The organism is Alicycliphilus sp. T452, assembly GCF_054512775.1.
Window position 1 is genome coordinate 180,485 of sequence record NZ_JBTNEH010000004.1, and the last position, 25,955, is coordinate 206,439.

Genomic DNA, 25,955 nt, shown 5'->3' on the forward strand with positions numbered 1-25,955 from the left:
TCCAGCGAAGGAGATCACCATGCGCACCACCGCCATTCTCGCCACGATGGCCATGCTGGCCGCCGCCGCCAGCCCCGCGCTCGCCGCAGACCATGGCCGCGACCGTGGGCACGGGCACGGGCACCAGCAGGCCAGCATCCGCAGCGCCGGCGGCTTCGACCACGGCATGCAGGCCGTGCCCAACGACGCCGGGCCGCAGGAACGCGCCCACGGCTGGCGCTATTTCTCCCACCCCGAAGCACGCCGCGCCGTCGTCATCAGCCCGCAGGGCGACTACTACCTCAGCCTGGGCAAGGGCCTGCGCTGGGTGGCCGGGGCGCAGACGCAGGTCTGACGCATGCGCCTACGCGCCGCCGTCCCGCAGCCCGCCCCACACGGCGGCCTGCAGGTCCAGGGGCAGCTCATGGGCCAGCCCCTGGTGCTCGCGCTCGTGGTGGTGCTCCAGCACGTGGCGCAGCGCATGCGCCGAATCGAGCAGCTGCAGCACCGCGCGGCGCCGGGCCAGTTCGCCCTGCGGGGGATGGGCGGCGGCGGCCTGCACGCGCTGCGCGTATTCATCGGCCAGCAGTGCGATGCGCTCGTGCTCCAGCAGGTACACGCGCGCGGCCCAGCGGGCGCCCTGGGGCACGTGGGGCAGCAGGCGGGTGTTCTCGATCTCGATGTGCCGCGCCAGATCCGCGCGCCAGCGCTGCAGGCGCTCCAGCGCGGCACCGAAGTCCGCGCCCACCACATCGAGCAGATGGGCCTGCAGCTGCGCATCCAGCCGTTCGTGCTGGTCCTCGAAATAAGCGGGCGGGTGGGTCGTGGCCATCAAGCAAGTCCATCGCAACAGGGAGGACGGCACTTATACACTGCCCCAAAACCCTACCGGCACCCTGCCCCATGCCAGACCGACCACCTGCCGCAGCCACCCCCTTGCCAGGCCTGAGCAGCCGCGAGGCGGCCGAGCGCCTGGCGCGCGACGGCCCCAACCAGCTGCCGGACAGCGCGCCGAAGTCCACCGCCGCCATCGTGCGCGAGGTGCTCACCGAACCCATGTTCCTGATGCTGCTGGCCGCGGGCGGCATCTACCTGGCGCTGGGCGACCGGGGCGAGGCCCTGTTCCTGCTCGGCTTCGTGTTCGTGGTCATCGGCATCACGCTGGTGCAGGAGCGGCGCACGCAGCGCGCGCTGGAGTCGCTGCGCGACCTCTCGGCCCCGCGCGCGCTGGTCCTGCGGGACGGCGCGGAGCAGCACATCGCCGGGCGCGACGTGGTGTGCGGCGATGTGCTCGTGCTGCACGAGGGCGACCGCATCGCCGCCGATGCCGTGCTGCTGGACGGCCAGCTGGAGGTGGACGAGTCGCTGCTCACGGGCGAGTCCGTGCCCGTGGCCAAGCTGCCCGATGACGCGGGCGGGCAGCGCCTGTACGCCAGCACCGTGGTCACGCGCGGCGCGGGCCTGGCGCGGGTCTGCGCCACGGCGGGCCGCACGGCCGTGGGAAGCATCGGCGCCGACCTGGCCGCCACCGAGGCGCCGCCCTCGCCGCTGCAGCAGCGCTCGCGCCGCCTGGTGCGCGCCCTGGGGGCGCTGGCGCTGGTGCTGGCCGCGGCCCAGGTGCTGCTGGGCTGGTGGTGGAACGGCCGCCCGCTGCTCGACAGCCTGCTGTCGGGCATCGCCCTGGCCATGGCCCTGCTGCCCGAGGAGATACCGGTGATCCTCACCGTGTTCCTGGCGCTGGGCGCCTGGCGCATCGCGCAGCTGAAGGTACTCACGCGGCGCATCACCGCCGTCGAGACGCTGGGCGCCATCACCGTGCTGGCGGTGGACAAGACCGGCACGCTGACCCTGAACCGCATGGCCGTGGCCGAGCTGGCGACGCCCGCGGGGCACTGGCGCGCCGCCGGGGCCGGCGAGCTGCCCGAGGACTTCCACCTGCTGGTCGAGTTCGCCATGCTGGCCACGCCGGGCGACCCGTTCGACCCCATGGAAAAGGCCATCCAGCAGTTCGGCCACGACTGGCTGCAGGGCACGGAGCACGTGCACGACGGACGCGAGCCGGTGTTCGAGTACGCGCTCTCGGGCGAGATCCTGGCCATGACGCGCGTGTACGCCACCGGCGCCCCCCACCGGCACCTGCTGGCCACCAAGGGCGCGCCCGAGGCCGTGGCCGACCTGTGCCACCTGGACGAGGCGCGCCGCGGCGCCATCCGCGCCCAGGTCGAGGCCCTGGCCGAGGGCGGCCTGCGCGTGCTGGCCGTGGCGCGCGGGCACTGGGTGGGGGCGGGCCAGGCGCAGTCCTGGCCGCCGAGCCAGCACGATTTCGACTTCGAGTTTCTGGGCCTGCTGGCGCTGGCCGATCCGCCGCGCCCCGAGGTGCCCGAGGCGCTGGCCCAATGCCGCAGCGCCGGCGTGCGCGTGGTGATGATGACGGGCGACCACCCGGCCACGGCGCGCGCCATTGCGCGGCAGGTGGGCCTGCCCGGGCACCCCGAGGTGCTGACCGGCGACGAGCTGCAGGCCCTGGACGACGCCACGCTGCGCGAGCGCCTGCGCCGCGTGGACCTGTGCGCGCGCCTCAAGCCCGCGCACAAGCTGCGCCTGGTGCAGCTGCTGCGTGCCGACGGCGCCGTGGTCGCCATGACCGGCGACGGCGTGAACGACGCACCGGCGCTCAAGGCCGCGGACGTGGGCATCGCCATGGGCGAGCGCGGCACCGACGTGGCGCGCGAGGCGGCGGCGCTGGTGCTGCTCAAGGACAGCTTCGCCCACATCGTCGCCGCCATCCGCCAGGGCCGGCGCATCGACGACAACGTGCGCAAGGCCACGCGTTTCGTGTTCGCCGTGCACATGCCCATCGTCGCGCTGGCGCTGGCGCCCACGCTGCTGCACTGGCCGGTGCTGCTGCTGCCGGTGCACATCGTGGTGCTGGAGCTGCTCATCGACCCAGCCTGCTCCATCGTCTTCGAGGCCGAGCCCGAGGCGGCGGACATCATGCGGCGCCCCGCGCGGCCCGTGGACGACTCGCCCTTCGCGCCGGGCGCGCTGCTGCTGCCCATGGTGCAGGGCCTGGGGATCGCCGCCGTGCTGCTCGCGGCGCAGGCCTGGCTGCAGGCCCAGGGCTGGAGCGTGGCCCAGGGGCGGGCCGTGGTGCTGGGCGCCCTGGTGCCGTGCGTGCTGCTGCTCATCCTCGCGCACCGCGACCCGGCGCGGCCGCTGTGGCGGCGCGGGCCGGCCGCCAACCCCTGGCTGCTGCCCATGGCGGCGGCCGTGGGCCTGCTGCTGGCGGCCGTGCTGGCCCTGCCGGGCCTGCGCCAGCTGATGGGCCTGGCCGGCGCGGGCCTGCCGACCCTGGCTGCGATCGCCACCGTGCTGGCGCTGTGCCTGGCCTGGCTGGAGCTGCTGCGGCTTGCCGCCCGGCGCCGCAGACGCGCGCGGCCCTCGTGCTGAATCGACGCGGCCGCAGGCGGGAATGCCGGGGTGCGCCGGCTCCAGCGACAATCGCATGTTTTGTTACCAAGGCGGCGCCGGACAAGTCCTCGCGTGTCGCCCTGAATTCCATGGGCGCTGACTGATGGGCTGGAAACGGTATGGGCTGGGCGTACTGCGGCGCGCGCTGTGGGCCGCGCTGTGCGGCACGGCCCCTGCTCTGGCCCTGGCCTGCGAGGGCGCACAGCACATCCACCTGCGCCAGCCGGTGCCGCTGAGCCCCCAGGAGAAGGCTGAATTCCGGGCGCTGGCGCCGCTGCGCGTGCTGTCGTCCGACGCGCCGCCCATGGCCCGCTACGACCAGGGCAGGGGAACCTACACCGGCATCAGCGTCGATGTGTGGTGCTTCATCGCCAGGGAGCTGGGCCTGCGCTACGAGATCGTTCCCGACCAGGGCCTGACCCTGGCGGACAAGCTGCAGCAGGTGCAGGCGGGCCGCGCCGATGTCTTCATGCCGCTGAGCCTGCAGCCCGAACGGGCAAGGCTGGGCCTGTTCACCCGGCCGTACTACGAAAGCTACTACGCCGTCATCGCCCGCAAGGGGCAGCACCTGTCGGTGCACGGCCTGGGCGACCTGGCGCACTACCGTGTCGGCACCATCAAGGGCGTGGCGCTGGAGGCCGCGCTCAGGAACATTGTTCCCGCCGCCCAGCTGGCCATCTACGCCCCGGCCAGCAACGAAGGCCTGTACCGGCCCGTGCGCGATGGCTCCATCGACGTTGCCGTGTTCAACCGCAGCATGTTCACCGAGGATCGCTACCGGTACGAGTATTTCGACCTGGAGGTCATCCACACCCTGCGCGAGGACCCGCGCGCCTACCGCTTCTACTTCAGTCCCTCGCCGCAGCACCAGCGCATCGTGGCGGCGTTCGACCGCTACCTGGCCGCCCTGGACGTCTCGGCGTCCATCACCGCGCACGAGGATGGCGAGCGCCAGTTCCTCGAGCGCTACATGGCGCAGCGCGGCCAGCGCACCATCCTGCAAGCCGCCAGCGTGGCGGCCGCCGTGCTGGTGCTGGTGTTCGGCCTGGCTTTCATGCGCTACCGGCGCATGGCGCGCCTGCTGGCCGGGAGCAACCAGCAGATCCGGCAGCAGCAGCAGGCCCTGGAGGCGGCCAACCGGAACCTGGGGCAGCTGAACCAGAGCCTGGAACAGCTGAGCCTGTCCGACAGCCTGACCGGCCTGGCCAACCGCCGGGCCTTCGACCTGGCGCTGCAGCGCGAGCACGCACGCCGGCAGCGCACGGGCTCGCCGCTGAGCGTGCTGCTGGTGGACGTGGACCACTTCAAGAGCGTGAACGACCACTACGGGCACGCCACGGGGGACGACTACCTGCGCGCCGTCGCCCAGGTGCTGCGGAAAACGGTGACCCGGCCCACCGACCTGGCGGCGCGCCATGGCGGCGAGGAGTTCGCCTGCCTGCTGCCCCAAACCGCCGCCGGGGACGCATGCAGAGTGGCCGAGCGCATCCGCCAGGCCACGGCGCGGCTTGCCCTGCCCAATGCCCTGGCCGGGGGGAAAACCTTGACGGTGAGCATCGGCGTCGCCACCCTGGCGCAGGGCCACGCCAGCGCGCAGGAACTACTGGAGCAGGCCGACGCCCGGCTCTACGCGGCCAAGCGCGCGGGGCGCAACCGCATCCAGGCCGTCGAGCTGTGAGAACTCGTTCGAAGCCGGAAGCTCCCAAGGTCTAGGGAGTTCCCGACACATGCATGCGCGTTTCCTCGCGGCCCTTGGGTCATGCCGTGACGAACGCGCCCAGGCGCCTCCAGGCCGCCTGCATCTCGGAAACCAGTTGCTCCATCTGCGCGGCCACCGTCGTTTCGCGCGTGATGCCGAAGACGCTCTGGCCCGCTGCCTCGTAGATCAGCGCGGCATCGCCGTGTTCATGGATCGATGCGAACACATCCCCCGTCAGCGCCTGCTGGTAGGGCATGCCCAGCGGAGCGGGTGCCTGGGGCTCGTCCCAGGCATCGATCCACGCGCTGCGCACCACCCGGCAGGGCTTGCCGCTGTGGGCGCGCGAGATCACCGTGTCATCGCTGCCGCTGTCGATCAGGCGCCGCATCAGGGCGGGAGGGGTATGGTTCTCGCGCGCCGCCATCCACAGCGTTCCGAGCCACGCCCCTTGCGCGCCCGCGCCGATGCAGCCCAGCACCTGGGCGCCCGTGGCGATGCCGCCCGCGGCCAGCACCGGCTTGCCTTGCGCGGCCTCCACGATCTGCGGCAGCAGCGACAGCGTGCCGATCGGCCCCGTGTGCCCGCCCGCGTCGTAGCCCTGCGCCACGAGCACGTCCACCCCCATGTCCAGGGCCTTGCGCGCATGCCGCTCGGTGCCCACGAGCGACATGGTCAGCTTGCCGCGGCTGCGCGCCTGCGCGATGAGGCTGGCGCGCAGGCCGATGGCCGTGACCACCGCACGCGCGTTGGATTGCAGCACCGCATCGATCTGCGCCTGGAACAGCGCCTCGGAACGTGCATGGGTGGTGAAAAAGCTCGGCGCACCGAGTGGCTCGCGGATCCGCGCTTTTGCACCGCGACGCTGCGCATCGCCCACCTGGACGCGCTCGACAACGGCATCGCCGAGTGGTTCCACCAGCGGCCGTTCGCGGACATCGCGGCCCTGCTGGAGCGGCACGAGATTCCCTTCAGCAAGGTCTACGACATCCGCGACATCGCGGCCGACCCGCACTTCCAGGCGCGCGGCGCCATCATCCGCCTGCCCGATCCGGACTACGGCAGCCTGCCTGCCCCCTGCATCGTGCCGCGCGTTCCCGGGCGCGACATGCCCATGCCGCGCACCGGCCCCGCCGTGGGGGAGCACAACGCGCAGGTGTATGCGCAGTTCGGGCTCTCCGATGCCGACCTGGCCGACCTGCGCGCCGAAGGCGTGATCTGACCGCGAGGAGCCCACCCATGCACGCACCCTTCCACGCCCTCGTCGTGCGCCAGCAGGACGGACAGGCGCACGCGGCCCTGGAGACCCTCACGGCCGACCGGCTGTCTGCCGGCGAAGTCACGCTGCGCACCCGCTATGCGGGCATGAACTACAAGGACTGCCTGTCCCTGCTGGGCAAGGCCCGCATCATTTCCAGCTATCCGCGCATACCGGGCATAGAGGCGGTGGGCGAGGTCGTCGCCTCCGACGACGCGGCCTTCAGCCCCGGCGATGCCGTGCTGGTGCACGGCTTCCAGACCGGGATCGACTTCGATGGCGGGCTCTCCGAAGTCATGCGCGTGCCCGCGCGCCACCTGCAGCATGTGCCCGAGGGGCTGACGCCGCGGCAGGCCGCCATCATCGGCGTGCCCGGCTTCACGGCCGCGATGGCGCTGGAGCGCTTCGAGACCTGGGGCCTGCGGCCCGGGGACAGCCCGATCGCGGTCACCGGCGCGGGCGGCGCCGTGGGGCGCCTGGCCATCCACATCCTGTCGCGCGCCGGCTACCGCGTGGCCGCTCTCACGCGCGACCCGGCGCAGGCGGACGCGCTGCGCGCGCTGGGAGCATCCGATGTGCTCGATGCCAGCCTCGCGCTCGCGCCCCCGCGCCCCCGCGCCCGCTGGAAAAAGCGCGGTTCGCCGCGGCCATCGACAACGTGGGCGGCGGCACGCTCGCCTGGCTGCTGCGCTCCATGCAGGACGGCGGGCTGGTGGCCTCGGTGGGCAACGCGGCCGGCAATACGTTCGACGGCAGCGTGCTGCCCTTCATCATGCGCAGGGTGCACCTGTTCGGCGTGGTCGCCAACGCCACGTGGGAAGAGCGGCTGCGCCTGTGGCACAAGCTCGCGCAGGACTGGGCGCCCGACTTCGCCGCGCTTGTGCCCGATGTGCATGAGATCGCTCTGGCCGATGTGCTGGCGCATGCGCAGCGCCAGCTGGCCGGCGCCACCAGCGGCCGGACGCTCGTGGCGTTCGGAGAGGCGGCATGAGCGCACCCCTGGCCGGCGTGCGCGTGCTGGAGCGCGGCAAGACCGAGCGCACTGGTGCCAGGTGTTCGAGGGCACCGAAGCCTGCGTGTCTCCCGTGCCGTCGCTCGGCGAGCTGGCGTCCCACCCTCATCTGCGCGCTGGGCAGCCTGGTCGAGCGAGAAGGCATCCCGCGCCCCGATTCATGCAGGCCCGCCCTGCCTGAAACGCACGCGTGCCACTTCAGTAGTCTTCCAGCGATTCGAATTTCAGGCAGGGATGCCGTTCCAGCGTGCGCACGCGGCGGATGGCGTCACGGCCGATGACGGTCTTGTGCACTTCGCTGGAGCCTTCGCCGATCTGGTTGAGCTTGGCGTCGCGAAAGAATCGCTCCAGCGGAAAGTCTTGCAGGTAGCCGCGCCCTCCCGTGAGCTGCAACGCGTCCGTCACGACCTTCATGCCCAGGTCGGTGGCCTGCAGCTTTGCCATGGAGGCGAAGATGCCCGCGCCAGGGTCGCCGCTGTCGTATTTCTCGGCTGCCAAATGCACCAGCGCGCGGGCGGCTTCGAGCTGGGTGACCATGTCGGCCACCATCCACTGCGCGCCCTGGTGGTCGCCCAGCGGTTTGCCGAACAGCCTGCGGTCGACCATGTAGGCCGTCGCGATTTCCACCGCTCCGATGGCGCGCCCCAGCGCCATCGAGGCGTGGCCCATGCGCGCACGGACCAGGGCGTCCTGGGCGAGGTCGAAACCGTCGCCCTCCGCGCCCAGGCGGTCGGAGACCTTGGCCCGCACGTCCTTGAACTGCAGCGAGGAGATCGGCACGCCCGCCCAGCCCAGCTTGCCCACCTCGGGGCTGATGGCGAAGCCCGCCGCATCGCGCGGCACCAGCACGGCGATGAAGCAGGACGGGGCATGCTCCGCGCGCCCCACGACCATGAACCAGTCGGCGGTGGTACCGCGCGTGATGAATTTCTTGCGGCCGTTGATGACGTAATCGTTCCCCTCGCGGCGGATCGTGGTGGACAGGCCCCGCACGTCCGATCCCGCGCCGGGCTCGGTCAGCGCGAAGGCGGCCTGGATATCGCCCCGGCACAGGGCGGGCAGGAGCCGCGCCTTGTTGTCATTCGACGCGCCCGCGACGATGGCGCGGCAGGACAGATCCGCTCCGGTGACGAGCGAGGCCGACGCACTGCAGACCCGGCCCAGCTCTTCGATGATGCGGATGCGCAGCACCTGCCGCGCATCGGTGCCGCCGTATTCGCGTGGAAAGGCGGTGCCGATCACACCCTCCCTGGCTAGCAGGCGGAAGTTGTCCCAGGCGAAGACGTCCCTCTGCGCGACCTCGGCGGCGCGGGGGCCGAGTGCGTCTCTGGCCAGGCGGCGCACGTTGGCGACCATGGCCTGTTCGTCCACATGCAGCCTGGACAGGAAGTGATCGCCGAAGAGACGGCCGGCGCAGGCATTTGCTGTCATCTCATGTCTCCCTTCAGTTGGGCGTGATGCCGGCCTGCTGGACGACGCGCGCCCAGGTTTCCACCTCGCTGGCAACGAAGCGGTCGAAATCCGTCCCCTTCATCGGCTGGCCCTCGATGGCCAGGTCGCGGAACTTGGCCTTCACCTCGGGCAGCGCCAGCACCGCGGCGACGTCCTGCGACAACTGGTTCAGCACCGGCTGCGGCGTCTTGCCCGGGGCCAGCAGCCCCAGCCAGGTCGCGACCTCGTAGCCGGGCAGCTTCGCCGCTTCGGCCACGGTGGGCACATCCGGCAGCGCCTGCGCGCGCTGCAGGGTCGTGACGGCCAGCGGGCGCAGCTTGCCCGACTGGATCTGAGGCAGCGCCAGCGAGGTGGACATGGGCATCATGTCCACGCGGCCCGCCAGCAGGTCGGTGATGGCCTCGGGCTGCCCCTTGTAGGGCACGTGGGTCAGCGGCACGCGCGCGGTTTGCACCAGCAGTTCGCCCGCCAGGAAGGACGAGGTGCCGATGCCCGAGCTGGCATACGTCTGCGGCGACTTGCCGCCCTTGGTGAGCGCCAGGAATTCCGGCAGTGTCTTGGCGGGCACTTGCGGTGGCACCACGATCACGTTGGGAATGGCGCCGAAGCAGGCGATGCCCTTGAAGTCGCGCACGGGGTCCCAGCCGATCGACTTCTGGAACAGCCGCGCGACGGCGAAGGAGGGCGACGCCATCAGCAGCGTGTAGCCATCGGCTGCCGATTTGGCGACGTATTCCGTACCGATGTTGCCTCCCGCACCGGGCCGGTTCTCCACGATCACAGGCTGCCCGTACTTGCCCGACAGCTTTTCGCCCACGACCCGCGCCAGCGCGTCCACCACACCGCCCGCGGGGTAGGGAACGATGATCCGGATGGGCCGGCTGGGGAAGGCATCGCTGGCATGGGCCGTGCCGAAGCCGAATGCAGCCAGGGCGGCGCACAAGGCCATCGTGAAGCGCCTGCGGCGGTACTGTGTCATGGGTTGTCTCCTGTCGTTGATGGGTGGCGAATGGAATTCAGAGCAGCCCTTGCGCTGCCTCCAGATGGCGTACGGCGCCCTTGAGCAGGGGCACCACCTTCTTGGGCAGGTACTCCGCCGCATTGCGGTGCGCGTACAGGGTGCAGTTCATGGCCAGCGCGGGCTCTCCGCTGCGCTGCGCGATCGGCACGGCGATGGCGTGGACCTCCTTGCGCCAATAGCCCGGGCCATGGCAGTAGCCGTGCTTCTCCCAGCGCTTGCGGTCTTCTTCGAGCGCACTCGCGTACTTGGCGAAGGTCTCGCCGTCCTGCACGCGCAGGAAGTTCAGCAGCGCCGTGCGCTCTTGCTTCGGCGTTGCAAAGATCAGCGCGCGCCCGATGGCGCTCGCCACCATCGGATAGGTGGCACCGATGTCCGGCATGTGCGCGTTGTCGTCGTGGGGCCGGATCGAATCGATATAGACGACGTTGGAACGGTCGCGCATGCCCAGGTTCACGGTGCAGCCCGACCGCTGTGCCAGCTCCACCATCAAGGGCCGGGCCAGTTGGCGCACCGGCATGCTCGCCAGCAGCGGATGGCCCAGCGACAGGACGCCCGCGGTCAACCGGAACTTCTGCGACACGGCCTCCCGCTCCAGCAGGCCCAGCAGACTCAGCGTGTAGGTCAGCCGGGACACTGTGGCCTTGGGCAGGCCGGTGATGTCAGACAGCTCGCGGTTGCCCAGCAGCGCGCTTTGCGCCGAGAACGCCCGCAGCACCTGCACGCCGCGCGCCAGGTTCATCGCGAACTGGCGGTCGGTACTGAGGTCGTGCGGATCGACGGATCCAGGCAAATGGATGGAGGCCACGGCGTGTTGGAATGAACGGGGTTGGCCGACATGTTCACGGCCGCCGCACACCGGCGTCAATGAATCCGGCAAGGCCGTTTTGCACAGTGGAACACCGCTTTCGCACGCCGCCCGGACGCATCAGACTGCGGCGGCATGCAACACCTCGCCGAGCCGCACATGACCTCACCCTCCTCATCCAATGGCGCCTTGCACGGGGTGCGCATCCTCGACATGGCGACGGTGCTGGCGGCCCCCGTCGGCGCCACCCTGTGCGCGGACCATGGCGCCGAGGTGGTCAAGCTCGAACTGCCGGACGGCAGCGACGCGCTGCGCGCCCTGCAGCCCGTGAAGGATGGCGTGCCGCTGTGGTGGAAGGTGGCCAACCGGGGCAAGCGCGGTATCACGCTGGACGTGCGCCAGCCCGAGGGGCGCGACGTGTTCCTCCGGCTCATCGCGCGGTTCGACGTGCTGGTCGAGAATTTCCGCACCGGCACGCTGGACCGCTGGGGCCTGGACCTGGCGGCCCTGCGGCGCGCCAACCCGCGGCTGATCGTGGTCCGCCTGACCGGCTTCGGCCAGACCGGGCCCTATGCCACGCGCCCCGGCTTCGCCCGCATCTTCGAGGCCATGAGCGGCTTCACCAACCTGACGGGTGAAAAAGACGGCACGCCGCTGCACAGCAACTACCCCGTGGGCGACTACGTGGCCGGGCTGTTCTGCGCCTTTTCCATCGCGATGGAAGTCGCACGCCTGCGCGCAGACCCAGACATGCCGGGTACCGAGGTCGACTTGTCAGCGACGGAAGCGCTGCTGCGCCTGCTCGACCCGCTGGCCGTCGAGTACGAGCAGATGGGCATCATCCGCGGCCCCGCAGGGAACCAGGCCAGCTACACCGCACCCTCGAACATGTACCGCAGCCGCGACGGCATCCACTTCTCGCTGGTGGCCTCCTCCAACCCCATTTTCAAGCGGCTGTGCGAGATCGTCGGACAACCCGGAATGGCCGCCGACCCGCGCTTCAGCACCAATCCGCAGCGGGTGAAACACGTGGATGAACTGGAGAGGGTGCTGGTCGCCTGGTTCCAGGCGCACGACTTCGAGGAACTGGCGCGCCATTTGGAGCGGGGCGGCATCCCCTTCAGCAAGGTCTACACGGTGCAGGACATCCTGCGAGACCCGCACCTGAAGGCCCGCAACGCCATCGTGCACCTGGAGGACGCCGAGTGCGGCCCCCTGCCCGCGCCCTGCATCGTCCCGCGCGTGACCGGGTACCCGCTGCCCGTGCCGCCGATCGGGCCAGCGCCGGGCGAGCACAACGAAGCGGTATTCACGCAAGCTGGATTGACGGCCAAGGATATCCAGCGCCTGCGGGCACGAAAAATCATCTAGCCAATTGCAATTGCGCCGCGCGCATGCGCCACGAGGCAGCCGATGAAGTCGCGCAGCGTGGCCGCGACGTGCTCGCGGTTCCACATCACGGTGATCGGACCGAAGCGGATGCTCGACTCGATCCTGATCTTGCGGAACATGCCGATGGAGGCCTGGTAGTCGGCCATCGACTCCGAGCACACGCCCACGTAGTCGCCCTTGTGCAGCAGGGCCTGCATCATCGCCAGCGACGCGGTCTCGGCCCGGGGCACGAGCCAGGACGCTCCCTGCTCGATCAGGAAGGCGTCCATCTGCATGCGCGTGAGCGTGCCGCCGGGTGGCATTACCCATTGCTCATGCAGCACGTCGCGGAAGCTGAGCGCGTCGCTGTGCGCCCAGTGCTTGCTGCCCTGGCCGACGACGATGGCCACGTGGTCCTCGAACAGCACCTCGTGCTCCAGCCCGGGCTGGTGGGCGCGCGCGTCCAGCACGCCGATGACGGCGTCGAGCGCGCGCGCCTCCAGTCCCTTGAGCAGGTTGTCGAACGGCCCGTCGTGGATGGAGACGGCCACGTCTGCGTGCGTGCGCTGGAAGGCGCTCACCGCCTCGGGCAGCCCGCCCGCGATGCCGGCCCAGACGCTGCCCACGTTCAGGCGCGGCACGCGCCCCTGGGCCACGGCCTGCATTTCGCGGCCGGTGCGCGAGATGTCGCCCAGCACGTTGACCGCCAGCCGCTTGAGCAGATGCCCCGCGGGCGTGAGCTGCACCTTGCGCCCGCGCACCACCAGCGGCGTGCCGGCCACGCTCTCCAGCTCGGCCAGCCAGTGCGACATGGCCGATTGCGTCATGTGCAGGCGCTCGGCCGCGCGCGTGAGCGTGCCCGCCTCGTCCAGCACCAGGAACGACTCCAGGTGCCGCACCTTGAGCCGGCGCGCCCAGGAGGCGCCGTCGCCAATCATGAACAAACCCTCATGCAGCCATTGTGCCTTTTCACTAGGCATCCGGGAGGTGCTTCACCACAATGCGCCGATCGTTTTTTCCGCCATGCCGCCGAAGGGATTGCCCATGCCAGCCACGTTCAAGAACCTCTCCAAGCTCTTCGCGGGCGCCGCGCTGGCGGCCGCCGCCACGACCGCCGCGTGGGCGCAGGGCAGCTACCCCGGCCGCCCGATCCGCCTGGTGGTCTCGCAGGCGCCCGGCGGCAGCAGCGACACCATCGCGCGCCTGTGGGCCGAGCATGCGGGCAAGGCCATCGGCGGCACCATCGTGGTGGAGAACAAGCCGGGCGGCGGCGGCATCATCGCCGCGCAGAGCGTGCTGAACCAGCCGGCCGACGGCTACACGCTGCTGTACGGCAGCGTGTCGCTGATGGTGCTCAACCAGTTCACCTACAAGCCCCTGCCCTACTCGCCCGAGAAGGATTTCACGGGCGTGGCCATGCTGACCACGGTGCCCTTCGTGCTCTCGACCAACCCGGCCACGGGCATCAAGACGCTCAAGGAACTGACCGAGCGCGCCAAGGCCGCGCCGGGCAAGCTGAACTTCGCGTCGGCGGGCCTGGGCAATTCCACGCACCTGGCGGTGGAGCTGCTGTCCAAGGCGCTGGGCATCTCGATGACGCACATCCCCTACAAGGGCGAGGCCGACGGCATCATGGCCACCATCGGCGGGCAGGTGGAGGTGATGGCGCCCGTCTACGGCACGGCGCTGCCGCACATCAAGAACGGCAAGCTCAACGCGCTGGCCGTGCTCGCGCCCCGGCGCACCGCCGAGCTGCCCGACGTGCCCACGGCCGGCGAGTTGGGCGTGAAGGGCTTCGACAACATGGGCTGGAGCGGCATCGTGGCGCGCGCGGGCACGCCGGCCGACATCGTGGACAGGCTCAACAAGGCCACCGAGGCCTTCCACAAGAGCCCCGAGGTGCAGGCCAAGCTGCAAAGCATGGGCGTGCTGCCCGTCTCGGGCCCGGCATCGCTGGTCATGGAGACCACGGTGCGCGACGCCAAGGCCTGGGGCCCTGCGCTGGACGCGCTGAACCTGAGCGCCAAGTGAGGAGCGGCGCCATGAAGAAGCAAGCCATGGTGGTCTGCCCGCAGCCCGAGGCGGCCGAATCGGGCATCGACATCCTGCGCGCGGGCGGCAACGCGGTGGACGCCGCCGTGGCCACCGCGCTCGCGCAGACGGTGGTGGACCCGCTGATGTGCGGCATCGCGGGCTTCGGCACCGCGGCCGTGTACCTGCCCGGCGCGGGCGTGCACGAATACTTCGACTTCCACTCGCCCGCGCCGCTGGCCGCGCGCGAGGACATGTGGGAAGACCTGCTCGAAGGCGAGACGCCCGACGGCTTCGGCTTCATCCTCAAGGGCCGCGTGAACGACATCGGCCCGCAGTCCATCGCCACGCCCGCCACGCTCAAGGGGCTGGAGGCCATACACCAGGCCCACGGCCGCCTGCCGTGGAGGCAGGTGGTGGAGCCCGCGATCCGCTGGGCGCAGGACGGCTTCTTCGTGCGCCCCGGCATGCACGCGTTCTGGATCGACGAGCCGACCTCGGGCCGCGTGGGCAACCTGGAGCGCCTGCAGTACAGCGAGGAGGGCCGCGCGCTCTACTGCCGCCCGGACGGCCGCCCCAAGCCCATCGGCGCGCCGCTGCGCAACGAGGGCATGGCGCGCGTGCTGCGCCGGATCGCCGACGAGGGATCGCACCCCTTCTACCAGGGCGACCTGGCGCGCGAGATGGTGGCGCACCTGCAGTCGCTCGGCGCGCTGATCACGCTCGAAGACCTGGCGCGCTACGAGGTGCAAAGGAACGTCCCCCTCGTGGGCAGCTACCGCGACCGCACGGTGACCACCAACCAGCCCCCGGGCGGCGGCGCGATGCTGCTGGAGATGCTCAACATTCTTGAGAACTTCGACCTGGGCGCGATGGAGCACAACAGCCCCGAGTACCTGCGCATCGTCTGCGAGGCGATGAAGAAGGCCACGTCGGACAAGGACCGCCACATCGGCGACCCGCGCTTCTTCGACGTGCCGCTCGACCAGCTGCTCTCCAAGGACATGGCGCGCGAGGCCGCCGCGCAGATCCGCGCGGGCCGGCGCTTCAGCGTGGAGCGCGTGAACCCCGGCGCGCCCGTGCCGCGCGACACCACGCACCTCTGCGTGGTCGATGGCGACGGCAGCTGCGTCTCGATGACCCACTCGCTCGCCATGCCCTCGGGCGTGATCACGCCGGGCATGGGCTTTCTCTACAACGGCTGCATGGGCGTGTTCGACCCGCGCCCGGGCCGCGCGGGCAGCATCCGGCCGGGCAAGAGCCGCTTCACCTCGTCGTGCCCCACCCTCACGTTCAAGGACGGCAGGCTCGACGTGGTGCTCGGCGCGCCCGGCGGCACGCAGATCGCCATGGGCGTGCTGCAGGTGCTGCTCAACGTGATCGACCACGGCATGCAGATGCAGGCCGCCGTGAGCGCGCCGCGCTTCTCGTCCACCAGCAACGCCATCGACGTGTGCAACCGCATCCCGCGCCACACCGCGCGCGCGCTGGAGGCCCAGGGCTACCAGGTCAACCGCAACCCCTACAACTACACCATCGCCTGGGTGCACGGCGTGCAGGCGCTGCCCGATGGGCTGCACGGCGGCGCCGACCCGGGGCGCGACGGGGTGGCATACGGGCTCATGCTCTGACCTGGCGACTCAGGACGCCACCAGGTCGTCCTTCAGCAGCACCGGCACGCGCCCGATGGAGCGCACGCCGTCCAGCAGGCCGGCCTCGGGCCCGGTGCGGGCGCGGAAGCGGCGCAGGAGCACGAAGCCCCCGGGGCGCAGCCGCAGGCGGTGGAAGTCGGGGCCGTCGCCGTCGGTGTCGATCTCCCAGCCGCCGATGGCCGCCCACGGCACGAAGTACTGGCCCGCGGCGTCGGCCACGCGCAGGCTGGCGATCGCCTCGGCAATGCCGCCCTCGCCGCTCAGGTTGAGCAGGGCGCTGCGCGACGCCAGCACGCCGTCGGCGCGCAGCTCGATCCAGTGGCGCGGGCCGGCGTAGCGCAGCGGCGGCGCCACGGGCGGCGCGCCCTCGGGCGGTACCAGGCGGCCATGCCGCCACTCGCCCAGCACATCCGGCGGCACCTGGCGCAGGCCGGCGCGGTGCAGGCGCCGCAGCGCCAGCAGCCCGCACAGCGGCAGCAGCGCGAAGTACAGGCCCAGGACCAGGCCCCGCTCCTCCACCTTGCCGTGCAGCGCGAAGCCGACGAAGGGGCTGAAGACGATCAGCATCCAGCACAGCATCAGCCAGCCGACCTTGCGCCGCGCGCCCGGCGGCAGGGGCGTGCGGTGGTAGACGGGGTGCGGCTGCGGCATGTGTCTCGCGTGCATCGGGGATCTGCCCCGATTCTGCCTCCTGCCCGCAGGTAGGTGCCCGCTCTTTATTCGATAGCTTGAAATTCTTGCTAATCAAGCGCTGCAGGCCTATTTTTCTCCATCATTCCTCGACCACCTCGTGCATGGCCGCGCTGCCGCGCCGCCAGTAGCCCGAGGCCCTGACCCACTTGGGATGCACGCCGCGCTCACCCACGAGGTGCGCGCGCAGCGCCTTGGCGACGCCCGTCTCGCAGGCCACCCAGGCGTGCACGTCGCCCGCGGGCAGCGCCTGCGCGCGCAGCGCGGCCAGCAGCGGTGCGGGGTCGCCGGGCGCGGCGCCGACGCGGTGCACCCAGCGGATGCGCGCATCGGCCGCCGTGGGCAGGGGCTGCTCGTCGGCCGGGCCGTCCACCTCGACGAGCGCGAGCGCGGGCGTGCCCGCGGGCAGCTCGGCCAGGCGGCGCGCGATGGCGGGCAGGGCCGTCTCGTCGCCGGCGAGTACGTAGCCGTCGAACGCCAGCGGCACGATCATCGAGCCGCGCGGCCCGCCCACGCCGATGCGCTGGCCCGGCGCGGCCCGCAGCGCCCAGGCGGTGGCGGGGCCCGCGTCGTGCAGGGCGAAATCGATGGCCAGCATGCGCGCCGCCGCGTCGTGCAGGCGCGGCGTGTAGTCGCGCATCGCGGGGCGCGGCGCCTGCGGGCCGGGCGTGCCCTGCGCGTCGAAGCGCGGCAGGTGCAGCGCGCCCGTGGCCGCGTCGGGCAGGATGAGCTTCACGTGGTCGTCGAAGCCGGGGCTGTAAAAGCCCTCCAGTTCCTCGCCCGCGAGGGTGACGCGCACGCAGTGCGGCGTGATGCACTCGGCGCTCTGCACGGTGAGGCTGCGCAGGCGCAGCTCGTGGCGCACGCGCTGCGGGGCACGGGCGGCGAGCAGTTCGGGGGTTGCGTTCATGAGGGCGTCCTTTCTTTCAGAGGCGCTCGATCTGCCGCGCCGCGGCGTCGAGCACGTCGGCGATCGCGTGGGCCTGCGCGTCGCCCATGGGCTCGCGCGCCAGGCGCATGTGCAGGGCCTGGCGCAGGTTGCCCACGGCGCGTTCCACGGGCGCGGGGCGGGCGTGGCGGCCCGTGCGCATGGCGGCGCCGCTGTCCATGCGGGCCAGCAGCTCGTCCACCTCGGCGCGGTGGGCCTGCAGGTGCTCCAGCCCCGCGGCGGTGGCGGTGTGCAGCTTGCGCCCGCCGTCGCCGGCGGCCACGGTCACGTGGCCCATCTCCTCCAGCAGCGTGAGCGTGGGGTAGATCACGCCGGGGCTGGGGCTGTAGCTGCCGCCCAGGCGCTCTTCGATGGCCTTGATGAGTTCGTAGCCGTGGCGCGGCTTGTCGGCGATGAGCCGCAGCAGCACGAGGCGCAGCCCGCCGTGGCCGAACACGCGCCCGCCGCGCCGCGTGGCGGGGTGGCCGGTGCGCAGGTCGAGGAATTCAGGGTCTTTCATGGCATCCAATTCGATATATCTATTTGTTTACGATATATCTAATTGAATGCCGGCCGCGGGCGCCCGCGCGAAGCCCCCTCGGCCGCCGTGGTTGCTACCCCGCCGCCGCCAGCCCCGCCGCGTGTCCGCGCGTGAAGGCTTCCTCGAACACCGAGTAGCCCGACCAGTCGGTGTGCGCGAACAGCAGGCGCGCGGTGCCAGGCATGGGCGGCAGCGGCACGCGCTCTCCGTTCGATAGCTGCCAGCGCTTGACTGGAAAGCGCTGGAGGCCGATTTGGCTCAAAAACGCCTGCATGCCCGGCACGGGGATGGACATGGCGTGCCCGTAGCGCGTGACCTGCATGCGCGTGGCGCGCCCGGCCAGGTCGGGGTGGGGCACGGCGAGGGCGGCGAGGATGGCGTCGCGCCAATGCGTCCAGGGCCGCCCGGCGAGCAGCGCTCGGCCATCGGGCAGGCCGCCCAGGGCCTGGTAGTAGCTCAGCACGGTGGGCCCGGCGAGCAGCGCGCCGGGATCGAGCCGCTGGTGGCCCGCATCCACGTAGCCCAGGCCGCCGGGCACGGGGTCTGAATAGAGCACGTTGTCCCACGCGGGCGCGGCGCCCTCGCGGTCGGCCAGCGGGGCATCGATGTGGATGTTGGCGACCAGCCAGGGCGCCCATTGCAGGCGGCGCGCGGCCTCTTGCACGAAGGCGGGCGCGGGCTGCACCACGCGCGCGGCGACGAACGCGGGCAGCGCGACGATGCAGCGATCGGCCTGCCAGCGCTCCACGCGGCCGCTGGCGTGGTCCAGCGCGTCCACCTCCACGCCGTGGCGCGTCTCGGCGATGCGCAGCACGCCGGTGCCGCAGCGCACCTGGCCCGCGCCCAGCGCGGCCAGGCGCCGCGCAAGCCAGCCGTTGCCCTCGGGCCATGTGAGCACGCCTTCGCGCTCCGCATCCTCTCCGTCGCCCGGCGCGTGGAAGCCATGGCGGCTCGCGAAGTAGTGGATGCCTGCCCAGGCGGACACGCGCGCGCTGCCGGCGCCGTAGTCGTCGCGGCAGCAGTAGTCCAGGTACCAGCGCAGGTAGGCGTCGTCGAGCCTCTCGTGCGCCAGCCATGCATCTAAAGTGATAGCGTCCAGCGCTTGATGGACGGGCGCCAGAGGCCGATTTTGCATCAAACCCTTGAACGACGGCATGGTGAACGGCGCGGCGCGCGCGAGCTGGGCCACGCGCGCGGAGAAGCGCCGGTACTGCGCCAGCGTGGACCCGCCCACGCCCTGCACGGGCAGCAGGCCTTCCTGCCAGTGGCCGTGCAGGAACAGGCGCTCCTGCGGGCTGTGGCACAGGTGGCGCCCCTCATCACCCCCGTACTGCCAGCGGCCGGCCACGCGGCGGCGCAGGCCCAGTTCTTCGAGCAGGTCCTGCACCTCGCCCGCATGGTCGCCGGGCACGGGCAGGTAGTGCGCGCCCAGCGGGCAGGCGATGCCGCGCACGCTGCCCGCGCGGCTGTTGCCGCCGGGTTCGTCCTCCAGCTCCAGCAGCACGCAATCGTGAACGCCCGCGAGCCGCAGCGCACGCGCCGCGGCCAGCCCCGCGATGCCGCCGCCCGCGATCACCACGCGCGTGCGGTGCGTGACGGCGGGCGCGGCGCCTTCCAGCCGGTCGCGCAGCGCATGGCCGCGCTCCATGGCGATGCCGGTGTAGCCGCCTTCGAGCCCGGGCCGCGGCGCGCAGGCCGGCAGCGCGAGGGGCGTGGCCAGGAAAGTGCGGCGGTCCATCAATGTGTCACCGCACCCCATTCCTGTTCGTAGGCGTGCACCAGCACCTGGTTGGACAGGCGGTTCACCTCGGCCGGCACGCGCGCCATGTCGCGCGGGAAGTCGAACAGCAGCGGCAGGCTCTGCGCGTCGAGGAAGCGCAGCCCCTCGGGCAGCGCGGCGCTCGCGCGCCAGGGCCTGCGGCCGGCGATCACGAAGCCCCATTCGCCGAAGCTCGGCACATGCGCGTGGTAGGGCCGCGCCATCAGGCCCACGGATTCGATGGTTTGCACCACCGTCCAGAAGCTGCGGCGCGCGACCAGCGGCGAGGTGGTCTGCACGACGGCGTAGCCGCTCGCGGCCAGGCGCTGCTCCAGCAGCGCGTAGAAGCTGTTGGTGTAGAGCTTGCCGATGGCGAAGTTGGTGGGGTCGGGGAAGTCCACGACGATCACGTCGAAAGTTTCGTGTGCCCCCACGCTCCCCGCTTCGCGTGGTTCGCTGCCCCCCGAGGGGGCCCTCGCGCCTTGGGGCGGCCCGGCGGCACTCGAATCCGTACCCTCCTGCAGCCACTGGAACGCGTCGGCGTTGACGATGCGCACGCGCGGGTCGGACAGCGCGCCCGCGTTCAGCCGCCGCAGTGCCGGGTCTTGGGTGAACAGGCGCGTCATGGCCGGGTCCAGCTCCACCAGCGTGACCGATTCGACCGAGGGGTACCTGAGAATCTCGCGCACCGCCATGCCGTCGCCGCCGCCCAGCACCGCCACGCGCCGGGGCGCGCCGTGCGCGGCCATGGCGGGGTGCACGAGCGCCTCGTGGTAGCGGTACTCGTCGCGCTCGGCGAACTGCAGGTTGCCGTTGAGGTACAGGCGGTGCCCCTGCCGCCCGTGGGTGACCACGATGCGCTGGTAGGGCGACGCGGCGCTGACCACAATGCGGTCCTGGTAGAACTTGTCCTCCGCGAAGCGCGTGATGTGCTCGGCCCCCAGCAGCCCCGCGAGCAGCGCGCCCACCACCGCCGCGCAGGCCACGGCATGCGCGCGAAAGCGCCGCAGCTCATGCCGGAACAGCCACAGCGCCCACACGGCCACGGCCGCGTTCATGAAGCCGAACAGCAGCCCCGTGCGCACCAGCCCGAGCTGCGGCACGAGCAGCAGCGGAAACGCGAGCGACACGGCCAGCGCGCCCAGGTAGTCGAAGGTGAGCACCTGCGACACCAGGTCCTTGAGCCGCACGTTGCGCTTCAGGATGCGCATGACCAGCGGAATCTCCAGCCCCACCAGCGTGCCCACGAGCAGCACCATGCCGTACAGCAGCACGCGGAACGCCCCCGGCGCGTAGGCGTTCGCAAGGAACAGCACGGCCGGCAGCGCCCCGCCGACGAGGGCCACGAGCAACTCGATGCGCAGGAAATGCGCGGGCAGCTGCCGCTCGAAATAGCGCGACAGCCACGATCCCACGCCCATGGCGAACAGGTAGGTGCCGATGACGGTGGAGAACTGCAGCACCGAGTCGCCCAGCACGTACGACGCGAGCGCGCCCGCCGCCAGTTCGTACAGCAGCCCGCAGGCCGCGATGACGAAGACGCTGGCGAGCAAGGCGATGTCGGTGGGGCGCGCGGCGGGCGGGGCGGCGCCCGCCGCTTCGGGTGCGGCGCTCATGCGCGCGGGCCGGTCAATGGATCGCCGCCGCCACGATGATGCTGATGCCCAGGCACATGGCCGCCACCACCAGGGCCAGCGCGCGGTTCTGCTTCTCGACGATCTCGGCCCACAGGTCGTAGGGCGTGATCTTGTCGACGATGAGAAAGCACAGCCAGAAAACGACGACGCCGATCAGCGCGTAGAGGATGGACCCGAGGAAGGCCGCGGGCCGGAGCCATTCGATTCCGATCATGGCGTTTGCTCCTTGTGAAGGTGGTTCTTGGTCATGTCACTTGTGGCCGCCGCCCGAGGTGTAGCCGCCGAACGAGCCGCCCGGGCTGCGGTAGCCGCCGCCCGACGAGCCCGCGCAGTTGCTCATGAGCACCAGCAGGACCAGCAGCACGACGGCGGCGAATATCAGCGTGCTGCAGCCTATGCCCGGGTTGCCGGCCACGGGGCCCGCGTCCTGGCGGCGGAACAGGGCGGCCTTGTCGCCGAGGCGGAAGGCCTGGGCGACGGCGCTGCTGTCGATGCGCTCGCCGTGCGACCAGGTGACCTCGCCGCGCGACTGCTCGCGCGAGAGGAGGCCCCTGCCGCCGATGGCGGCGAAGTCGGCGTTGCTGGTCTTCTGGCCACGCTCGACGGGCCAGTAGAACTCGCCGAGCACGTAGTCGGTCTCGGCCGTGTAGGTGGACGCGAGGCGGTACTGCGTGCCCAGGTAGCTCGCGATCTGCGCGCCGTTCTTGTACTGGGGCGCGCCGGTGGCGGGGCGCACCAGGCTCCAGCCGTCGCTCGCGTCCACGAGGAAGACGAAGCCGCGCCGGGCGTTGTAGAGCAGGTATTCGTCCCAGCCGAACTCCTCGTCGTCGCCTGGCTCCCGCCCCATGCGGTGCTGGAAGCCCACGGCCTGCCACTGCGCGCCCTCGAACCGGCCCACGCTGCCCAGCGGGATCAGCGGCGCGACGGGCTCGTGCTGCACGGCGTGGCGCAGCTCGCCGCCCACGCCGGCGCTCAGGTCGATCAGGCTGTTGCACGCGGGGCAGGTGCAGCTCTTGGTGGTGGCCAGCTGCACCTGCACGGGCGCGCCGCAGTGGGGGCAGCTGAACTGGCGGCCCTTCTCCTCCCTGGCCGATTCGTCCTCCAGGCCCTGCATCTGCAGGTCTTCCAGGCGCACGGCGCGGCCGCGCTGCACCTGGGGCGGGCTGCTCCCGTAGTCGATGGCGAGCACCTCGCCGTCGCTGCTGCGCAGCTCGACCACGTCGAAGGGCTGGCCCGGCGGCGGCAGCCGGGGCAGCTCGCCCTCGGCCGCGACGAGCTGCGCGCGCAGGTTGGCCGCCACGCTGAAGGGCTTGCCGCCCACCGCGGTGGTGGCGCCCACGCGCAGCCGCGCGGCGTCCGGCGGCTCGCGGCCCAGGGTGGCGGGGCGCGTGAAGACGTAGGCGCCGTTGTCCTCGCTCAGCGTGGCGGTGCTGCCGTCCTGCAGCCAGGCGATCCACTCGGTCCAGCCGCCCTCGTCGCCCTTGTATTGCAGGCGGCCGATGAGGGTGAAGGGCTGGTCCCCGAACCTGCCGCTGGCCATGAGCCGCAGCGGGCTGTGGTCGTCGAAGACCTCGGCCATCCGGCCCGCGCGCCGCAGCACCTCGCCGCTGCGCACCACGGTGCTGTGGCAGTAGGGGCAGACGGCGTGGGTGGATTGCGCGCTGCGGAACTCGACGGGCGCGCCGCAGCCGGGGCAGGGCGCGCGGTAGTGGCGCTGGGTGCCGCTTTCGGCCATTGGATGTTTTGGGTGTTTTTGGCCTCCAGCGCTTATCCCTCAAGCGCTGGCAGCTACGGAAACAATAGTCAGACGAGTTTCTTGAGCAGCTCGGTCTTCTTGGCGTCGAACTCTTCCTGCGTGAGGATGCCCTTGGCCTTGAGGTCGGCCAGCTTCTCCAGCGTGGCCATCACCTCCTCGGGCCGCACGCCCACGGCGGCTGCGGCGGGCGCCGCCTGCGCGCCGCCGCCCTGCAGGCCCTGCTGCAGGTTCTGCGCCAGCACCTGGCCCAGCGCCACGCCGGCGCCCAGGCCCATGGCGTCGCCCGCCACGCCGCCGCCCTGGGCCCCGCCTTCGGCGAACTTCGGGATGGCCTGCGCCGTCTGGTACTGCATGAAGCGGCCCATGTCGTTGCCGACCATGCCCATGCCGATCTTCTGGTCGAGCACCTTCTGCAGCTCCTCGGGCAGCGAGACGTTCTGCACCGTGATGGTTTCGAGCTTCAGGCCGATGCGGGCGAACGCGGGCGCGAGCTCCCTGGCGAGCGCGTCGGCGAACATGGCCTGGTTGGCCGCCAGGTCCAGGAAGGGCACGCCGCTGGCCGCGATGGCGTTGCTGATGTTCTGCAGCACCAGGCCGCGCAGCTGGCCGTCCAGGTCGGCGGCCGGGTACGCGTCGCGCGTGCCCGAGATCTCGCCGTGGAACAGCTTGGGATCGGCCACGCGGTAGGCGTAGTTGCCGAAGGCGCGCAGGCGCACGGCGCCGAAGTCCTTGTCGCGGATGGAAATGGGCTGGGGCGTGCCCCACTTCTGGTCCACCTGCTGGCGCGTGCTGAAGAAATACACGTCGCTCTTGAACGGGGACTCGAACAGCTTGTCCCAGTGCTTCAGGTAGGTCAGCACGGGCAGCGTCTGCGTGGTGAGCTTGTAGGTGCCGGGGCCGAACACGTCGGCCACCTGGCCCTCGTTGACGAACACGGCCATCTGCGACTCGCGCACCACCAGCGCGGCGCCGTTCTGGATCTCCATGTCCCGCATCGGAAAGCGCCAGGCCAGCGTGCCGTCGCCCTCTTCCGTCCACTGGAGGATGTCGATGAACTGTTTCTTGATGAAGTCCATGAGGGCCATGCGCGTGCTCCCGTCGGGCGGAAAAGGTGGAGGTAAAAGGGAAGCAGCCATCATAGCGAGCGACGGCATGCGCGGGCGCCCTGCTGCTATCGCGGGGGTAGGAACGATCAATTGGCGGACTCAAATGAGAATAAATATCATTTGATAAACCTATCCCGAGGAGCCCGCCATGTCCCGCATCCGCACCGTCGCCCGCCACAACCTGCCCACGCTGATGAAGACCGGCAGCTACTACGTGATCCACGTCTGCGTGGCCGCCCTGGTGGCCTACGCCGTCACGGGCAACCTGATCGCCTCGCTCACGCTGAGCCTGCTGGAGCCCACGGTGCAGGCCGTGGCGTTCTTCTTCCACGAGAAGGCGTGGGAGCGCGCGCTGCGCCGGCGCGAGGCCGCCGCCGCTCAGGCGCGCACGTCGAGCAAGGCGCCGGCCATCTCGTCGGCCGTGCGCAGCACCAGCAGGTTGGCCTTGAAGGCGTAGGTGGCCGCCATCTGCTCCACGGCCTCGGCCTCCAGGGCGGCGCCGGGCTGCCCCGGCCGCGCCACCTGCGCCTGCACGCCGCCCAGGGCGGGCGCGGCCTGCTGGTCCACCGCCTGGCGCGCGAAGCCCGGCGTGCCCAGGTTGGCGACGTTGTGGGCGCTGCTGTCCAGCCGCAGCTGCGCGGCCTGGAGGCCGGATCGGGCGATGGAGGCGAGCGGGGTCATGGTCTCCATGGTATCGGCCATTCACGCCGGCACTTGAGCGGCGCTTTGTTTTCGATAGCTGTCAGCGCTTGACTGGCAAGCGCTAGAGCCCGTTTTGATGCGCGTCCAGCAGGCAGCGCCCGAACAGCTGCGCCGCGCGGCTGGGCTCGGGCGAGCGGCGCGCCAGGCTCACGAAGCGGCAGTCGTAGCGGAACAGGTCGGGCCGCACGGCGCGCATGCGGCCCTGGCGCTCGAAGCCCTCGGCATAGTGGTCGGGCAGAAAGCCCAGGAAGCGCCCCGACAGCACCAGCGTGGCGATCGACTCCTGGTCGAACCCCGTGGCGCTGCGCGTCAGGCGCGCCTCGTGGCTCAGCTCCATGTTGGGCGAGTGGTAGCCCAGGCCCGCGAAGGGGTAGGCGCGCACGGCGTCCCAGTCCAGCCCACCGTGCGCCGCGCCGAACAGCGCATGGCCCGCGCCGCAGTAGAGCAGCATGGCCTCGCCGAACAGGTCGGTGTAGACCAGGCTCTGCGAGCTGCGGTGCGCGGGGATGATGCCCGCCTGGTAGCTGCCGTCGATCACCCCGCGCTCGATGGCGTTGATGCTGGCCACGTGCAGCTGCAGCTGCACGTCCGGCGCCTGCGTGGTGAAGGCGGCGATCGCCTGGTGGATGCGCGCGGCCGGGTTGCTGGCGGTCTTGTCGAACACCGCCACGGCCAGCTGCCCGCCCATGCGCGCGTGGATGTCGTCGATGCTGCCCAGGAACCCCCGCACCGAGGCCAGCAGGCGCAGCGTCTCCTCGTACACGCGCTGCCCCTCGGGCGTGAGCGCGAAGCCCGCGCGCCCGCGCCGGCACAGCGTGAGGCCCAGGCGCGTCTCCAGGTCCTTCACGTGGCGGCTCACGGTGCTGGTGCCGATGTTCAGCTCCAGCTCGGCCGCGGCCATGCCGCCGCACTCGACCACGGCCTTGAACACCTGCAGGAGGCGCAGGTCCATGTCGGAGAGCTGGCCCAGCACGGCGCGCGGGCGGGGGGCGGTTTTTACTTGCATGAACTGGCAAGCGAACGTGGATATTTGTTGCTTCAACGGATTATCGCCGCAGCCAACAATCGGCGCATACCCATCAGGAGAC

25 protein-coding genes and 1 pseudogene are annotated in these 25,955 nt (G+C 71.2%); 10 read left to right on the forward strand and 16 right to left on the reverse strand.

The window, feature by feature from the left end; all coding sequences use genetic code 11:
* Window positions 1–19 precede the first annotated feature (19 nt).
* Window positions 20–334, forward strand: a complete 315-nt coding sequence (locus ACX12L_RS05265; RefSeq protein ID WP_459261633.1) for a hypothetical protein — start codon at window positions 20–22, stop codon at window positions 332–334.
* A 9-nt stretch (window positions 335–343) separates the two neighbouring features.
* On the opposite strand, the gene ACX12L_RS05270 is transcribed toward ACX12L_RS05265, so the two are convergent.
* Window positions 344–811: a hypothetical protein gene (locus tag ACX12L_RS05270; protein ID WP_459261634.1), complete on the reverse strand. Its 468-nt coding sequence runs from the start codon at window positions 809–811 to the stop codon at window positions 344–346.
* Between the two features lie 71 nt (window positions 812–882).
* Here ACX12L_RS05270 and ACX12L_RS05275 point away from each other — a divergent pair, with 71 nt between their 5' ends.
* Together ACX12L_RS05275 and ACX12L_RS05280 are read left to right on the forward strand one after the other, a co-directional pair.
* On the forward strand, window positions 883–3,429 hold the full coding sequence (locus tag ACX12L_RS05275; RefSeq protein WP_459261635.1) for a cation-translocating P-type ATPase: 2,547 nt from the start codon (window positions 883–885) through the stop codon (window positions 3,427–3,429).
* A 124-nt stretch (window positions 3,430–3,553) separates the two neighbouring features.
* Entirely contained in the window at window positions 3,554–5,128 is a 1,575-nt protein-coding gene (locus ACX12L_RS05280) for a diguanylate cyclase (RefSeq protein WP_459261636.1), read from the forward strand.
* 79 nt (window positions 5,129–5,207) lie between these two features.
* Here ACX12L_RS05280 and ACX12L_RS05285 read toward each other — a convergent pair whose 3' ends face one another.
* On the reverse strand, window positions 5,208–5,909 hold the full coding sequence (locus tag ACX12L_RS05285; protein WP_459261637.1) for an NAD(P)H-dependent flavin oxidoreductase: 702 nt from the start codon (window positions 5,907–5,909) through the stop codon (window positions 5,208–5,210).
* Between ACX12L_RS05285 and ACX12L_RS05290 the strand changes: the two genes are divergently transcribed.
* From ACX12L_RS05290 to ACX12L_RS05300, 3 genes and pseudogenes are all read left to right on the forward strand, one after another.
* Complete coding sequence (locus ACX12L_RS05290) at window positions 5,901–6,368, forward strand: CoA transferase (protein WP_459261638.1); 468 nt, start codon at window positions 5,901–5,903, stop codon at window positions 6,366–6,368. The two genes, ACX12L_RS05285 and ACX12L_RS05290, sit on opposite strands and share 9 nt — an antisense overlap.
* Before the next feature lie 143 nt (window positions 6,369–6,511).
* A pseudogene (locus ACX12L_RS05295) lies at window positions 6,512–6,679 on the forward strand (alcohol dehydrogenase catalytic domain-containing protein); the annotation flags it as partial.
* A gap of 383 nt (window positions 6,680–7,062) precedes the next feature.
* On the forward strand, window positions 7,063–7,395 hold the full coding sequence (locus ACX12L_RS05300) for a hypothetical protein (RefSeq protein WP_459261710.1): 333 nt from the start codon (window positions 7,063–7,065) through the stop codon (window positions 7,393–7,395).
* Window positions 7,396–7,614: 219 nt separating this feature from the next.
* Here ACX12L_RS05300 and ACX12L_RS05305 read toward each other — a convergent pair whose 3' ends face one another.
* Genes ACX12L_RS05305 through ACX12L_RS05315 form a run of 3 tightly spaced genes read right to left on the reverse strand, consistent with a single transcriptional unit; the run spans window position 7,615 to window position 10,745 of the window.
* A complete protein-coding gene (locus tag ACX12L_RS05305) occupies window positions 7,615–8,847 on the reverse strand; it encodes an acyl-CoA dehydrogenase family protein (RefSeq protein ID WP_459261639.1) in 1,233 nt (410 codons plus the stop codon).
* A gap of 13 nt (window positions 8,848–8,860) precedes the next feature.
* Window positions 8,861–9,847: a Bug family tripartite tricarboxylate transporter substrate binding protein gene (locus ACX12L_RS05310; RefSeq protein ID WP_459261640.1), complete on the reverse strand. Its 987-nt coding sequence runs from the start codon at window positions 9,845–9,847 to the stop codon at window positions 8,861–8,863.
* Window positions 9,848–9,884: 37 nt separating this feature from the next.
* The gene (locus ACX12L_RS05315) at window positions 9,885–10,745 is read right to left on the reverse strand and encodes an IclR family transcriptional regulator (RefSeq protein WP_459261707.1); all 861 of its coding nucleotides are present in this window, start codon (window positions 10,743–10,745) and stop codon (window positions 9,885–9,887) included.
* Between the two features lie 84 nt (window positions 10,746–10,829).
* On the opposite strand from ACX12L_RS05315, the gene ACX12L_RS05320 reads away from it, so the two are divergent.
* Window positions 10,830–12,065: a CaiB/BaiF CoA transferase family protein gene (locus ACX12L_RS05320; protein ID WP_459261641.1), complete on the forward strand. Its 1,236-nt coding sequence runs from the start codon at window positions 10,830–10,832 to the stop codon at window positions 12,063–12,065.
* On the opposite strand, the gene ACX12L_RS05325 is transcribed toward ACX12L_RS05320, so the two are convergent.
* On the reverse strand, window positions 12,062–13,003 hold the full coding sequence (locus ACX12L_RS05325; RefSeq protein WP_459261642.1) for a LysR family transcriptional regulator: 942 nt from the start codon (window positions 13,001–13,003) through the stop codon (window positions 12,062–12,064). The genes ACX12L_RS05320 and ACX12L_RS05325 overlap by 4 nt on opposite strands.
* A 106-nt stretch (window positions 13,004–13,109) precedes the next feature.
* On the opposite strand from ACX12L_RS05325, the gene ACX12L_RS05330 reads away from it, so the two are divergent.
* A complete protein-coding gene (locus tag ACX12L_RS05330; protein ID WP_459261643.1) occupies window positions 13,110–14,096 on the forward strand; it encodes a Bug family tripartite tricarboxylate transporter substrate binding protein in 987 nt (328 codons plus the stop codon).
* 11 nt (window positions 14,097–14,107) lie between these two features.
* On the forward strand, window positions 14,108–15,727 hold the full coding sequence (gene ggt / locus ACX12L_RS05335; protein ID WP_459261644.1) for a gamma-glutamyltransferase: 1,620 nt from the start codon (window positions 14,108–14,110) through the stop codon (window positions 15,725–15,727).
* A 9-nt stretch (window positions 15,728–15,736) separates the two neighbouring features.
* On the opposite strand, the gene ACX12L_RS05340 is transcribed toward ggt, so the two are convergent.
* The 8 genes from ACX12L_RS05340 to ACX12L_RS05375 all read right to left on the reverse strand — a co-directional run bounded on the left by ACX12L_RS05340 (window position 15,737) and on the right by ACX12L_RS05375 (window position 24,144).
* Window positions 15,737–16,399, reverse strand: a complete 663-nt coding sequence (locus ACX12L_RS05340; protein WP_459261645.1) for a hypothetical protein — start codon at window positions 16,397–16,399, stop codon at window positions 15,737–15,739.
* A 121-nt stretch (window positions 16,400–16,520) separates the two neighbouring features.
* Window positions 16,521–17,348: a siderophore-interacting protein gene (locus ACX12L_RS05345; protein ID WP_459261646.1), complete on the reverse strand. Its 828-nt coding sequence runs from the start codon at window positions 17,346–17,348 to the stop codon at window positions 16,521–16,523.
* Between the two features lie 16 nt (window positions 17,349–17,364).
* Complete coding sequence (locus ACX12L_RS05350) at window positions 17,365–17,886, reverse strand: PadR family transcriptional regulator (RefSeq protein ID WP_094439610.1); 522 nt, start codon at window positions 17,884–17,886, stop codon at window positions 17,365–17,367.
* A 94-nt stretch (window positions 17,887–17,980) separates the two neighbouring features.
* On the reverse strand, window positions 17,981–19,645 hold the full coding sequence (locus ACX12L_RS05355; protein ID WP_459261647.1) for an FAD-dependent oxidoreductase: 1,665 nt from the start codon (window positions 19,643–19,645) through the stop codon (window positions 17,981–17,983).
* A complete protein-coding gene (locus ACX12L_RS05360) occupies window positions 19,645–21,282 on the reverse strand; it encodes a polyamine aminopropyltransferase (RefSeq protein WP_459261648.1) in 1,638 nt (545 codons plus the stop codon). Before ACX12L_RS05360 ends, ACX12L_RS05355 begins: the two co-directional genes overlap by 1 nt.
* 13 nt (window positions 21,283–21,295) lie before the next feature.
* Window positions 21,296–21,517, reverse strand: coding sequence for a DUF350 domain-containing protein (locus tag ACX12L_RS05365; RefSeq protein ID WP_459261649.1), 222 nt, complete (start codon window positions 21,515–21,517; stop codon window positions 21,296–21,298).
* Between the two features lie 36 nt (window positions 21,518–21,553).
* Window positions 21,554–23,038, reverse strand: coding sequence for a DUF4178 domain-containing protein (locus ACX12L_RS05370; protein ID WP_459261650.1), 1,485 nt, complete (start codon window positions 23,036–23,038; stop codon window positions 21,554–21,556).
* Between the two features lie 68 nt (window positions 23,039–23,106).
* Window positions 23,107–24,144, reverse strand: a complete 1,038-nt coding sequence (locus tag ACX12L_RS05375; RefSeq protein ID WP_459261651.1) for an SPFH domain-containing protein — start codon at window positions 24,142–24,144, stop codon at window positions 23,107–23,109.
* A gap of 169 nt (window positions 24,145–24,313) precedes the next feature.
* On the opposite strand from ACX12L_RS05375, the gene ACX12L_RS05380 reads away from it, so the two are divergent.
* A complete protein-coding gene (locus ACX12L_RS05380; protein WP_459261652.1) occupies window positions 24,314–24,622 on the forward strand; it encodes a DUF2061 domain-containing protein in 309 nt (102 codons plus the stop codon).
* On the opposite strand, the gene ACX12L_RS05385 is transcribed toward ACX12L_RS05380, so the two are convergent.
* Window positions 24,544–24,846 (reverse strand): flagellar basal body protein, encoded by a 303-nt coding sequence (locus tag ACX12L_RS05385; protein ID WP_459261708.1) that lies wholly within the window; start codon window positions 24,844–24,846, stop codon window positions 24,544–24,546. The two genes, ACX12L_RS05380 and ACX12L_RS05385, sit on opposite strands and share 79 nt — an antisense overlap.
* Window positions 24,847–24,928: 82 nt before the next feature.
* On the reverse strand, window positions 24,929–25,873 hold the full coding sequence (locus ACX12L_RS05390; protein ID WP_459261653.1) for a LysR family transcriptional regulator: 945 nt from the start codon (window positions 25,871–25,873) through the stop codon (window positions 24,929–24,931).
* Between the last annotated feature and the right edge of the window lie 82 nt (window positions 25,874–25,955).

Coding starts and splice junctions, on each gene's coding strand:
- ACX12L_RS05265 (WP_459261633.1), top strand. CDS start 20: ATGCGCACCACCGCCATTCTCGCCACGATGGCCATGCTGGCCGCCGCC.
- ACX12L_RS05270 (WP_459261634.1), bottom strand. CDS start 811: ATGGCCACGACCCACCCGCCCGCTTATTTCGAGGACCAGCACGAACGG.
- ACX12L_RS05275 (WP_459261635.1), top strand. CDS start 883: ATGCCAGACCGACCACCTGCCGCAGCCACCCCCTTGCCAGGCCTGAGC.
- ACX12L_RS05280 (WP_459261636.1), top strand. CDS start 3,554: ATGGGCTGGAAACGGTATGGGCTGGGCGTACTGCGGCGCGCGCTGTGG.
- ACX12L_RS05305 (WP_459261639.1), bottom strand. CDS start 8,847: ATGACAGCAAATGCCTGCGCCGGCCGTCTCTTCGGCGATCACTTCCTG.
- ACX12L_RS05310 (WP_459261640.1), bottom strand. CDS start 9,847: ATGACACAGTACCGCCGCAGGCGCTTCACGATGGCCTTGTGCGCCGCC.
- ACX12L_RS05320 (WP_459261641.1), top strand. CDS start 10,830: ATGCAACACCTCGCCGAGCCGCACATGACCTCACCCTCCTCATCCAAT.
- ACX12L_RS05325 (WP_459261642.1), bottom strand. CDS start 13,003: ATGATTGGCGACGGCGCCTCCTGGGCGCGCCGGCTCAAGGTGCGGCAC.
- ACX12L_RS05330 (WP_459261643.1), top strand. CDS start 13,110: ATGCCAGCCACGTTCAAGAACCTCTCCAAGCTCTTCGCGGGCGCCGCG.
- ggt (WP_459261644.1), top strand. CDS start 14,108: ATGAAGAAGCAAGCCATGGTGGTCTGCCCGCAGCCCGAGGCGGCCGAA.
- ACX12L_RS05340 (WP_459261645.1), bottom strand. CDS start 16,399: ATGCCGCAGCCGCACCCCGTCTACCACCGCACGCCCCTGCCGCCGGGC.
- ACX12L_RS05345 (WP_459261646.1), bottom strand. CDS start 17,348: ATGAACGCAACCCCCGAACTGCTCGCCGCCCGTGCCCCGCAGCGCGTG.
- ACX12L_RS05350 (WP_094439610.1), bottom strand. CDS start 17,886: ATGAAAGACCCTGAATTCCTCGACCTGCGCACCGGCCACCCCGCCACG.
- ACX12L_RS05355 (WP_459261647.1), bottom strand. CDS start 19,645: ATGGACCGCCGCACTTTCCTGGCCACGCCCCTCGCGCTGCCGGCCTGC.
- ACX12L_RS05360 (WP_459261648.1), bottom strand. CDS start 21,282: ATGAGCGCCGCACCCGAAGCGGCGGGCGCCGCCCCGCCCGCCGCGCGC.
- ACX12L_RS05365 (WP_459261649.1), bottom strand. CDS start 21,517: ATGATCGGAATCGAATGGCTCCGGCCCGCGGCCTTCCTCGGGTCCATC.
- ACX12L_RS05370 (WP_459261650.1), bottom strand. CDS start 23,038: ATGGCCGAAAGCGGCACCCAGCGCCACTACCGCGCGCCCTGCCCCGGC.
- ACX12L_RS05375 (WP_459261651.1), bottom strand. CDS start 24,144: ATGGCCCTCATGGACTTCATCAAGAAACAGTTCATCGACATCCTCCAG.
- ACX12L_RS05380 (WP_459261652.1), top strand. CDS start 24,314: ATGTCCCGCATCCGCACCGTCGCCCGCCACAACCTGCCCACGCTGATG.
- ACX12L_RS05385 (WP_459261708.1), bottom strand. CDS start 24,846: ATGACCCCGCTCGCCTCCATCGCCCGATCCGGCCTCCAGGCCGCGCAG.
- ACX12L_RS05390 (WP_459261653.1), bottom strand. CDS start 25,873: ATGCAAGTAAAAACCGCCCCCCGCCCGCGCGCCGTGCTGGGCCAGCTC.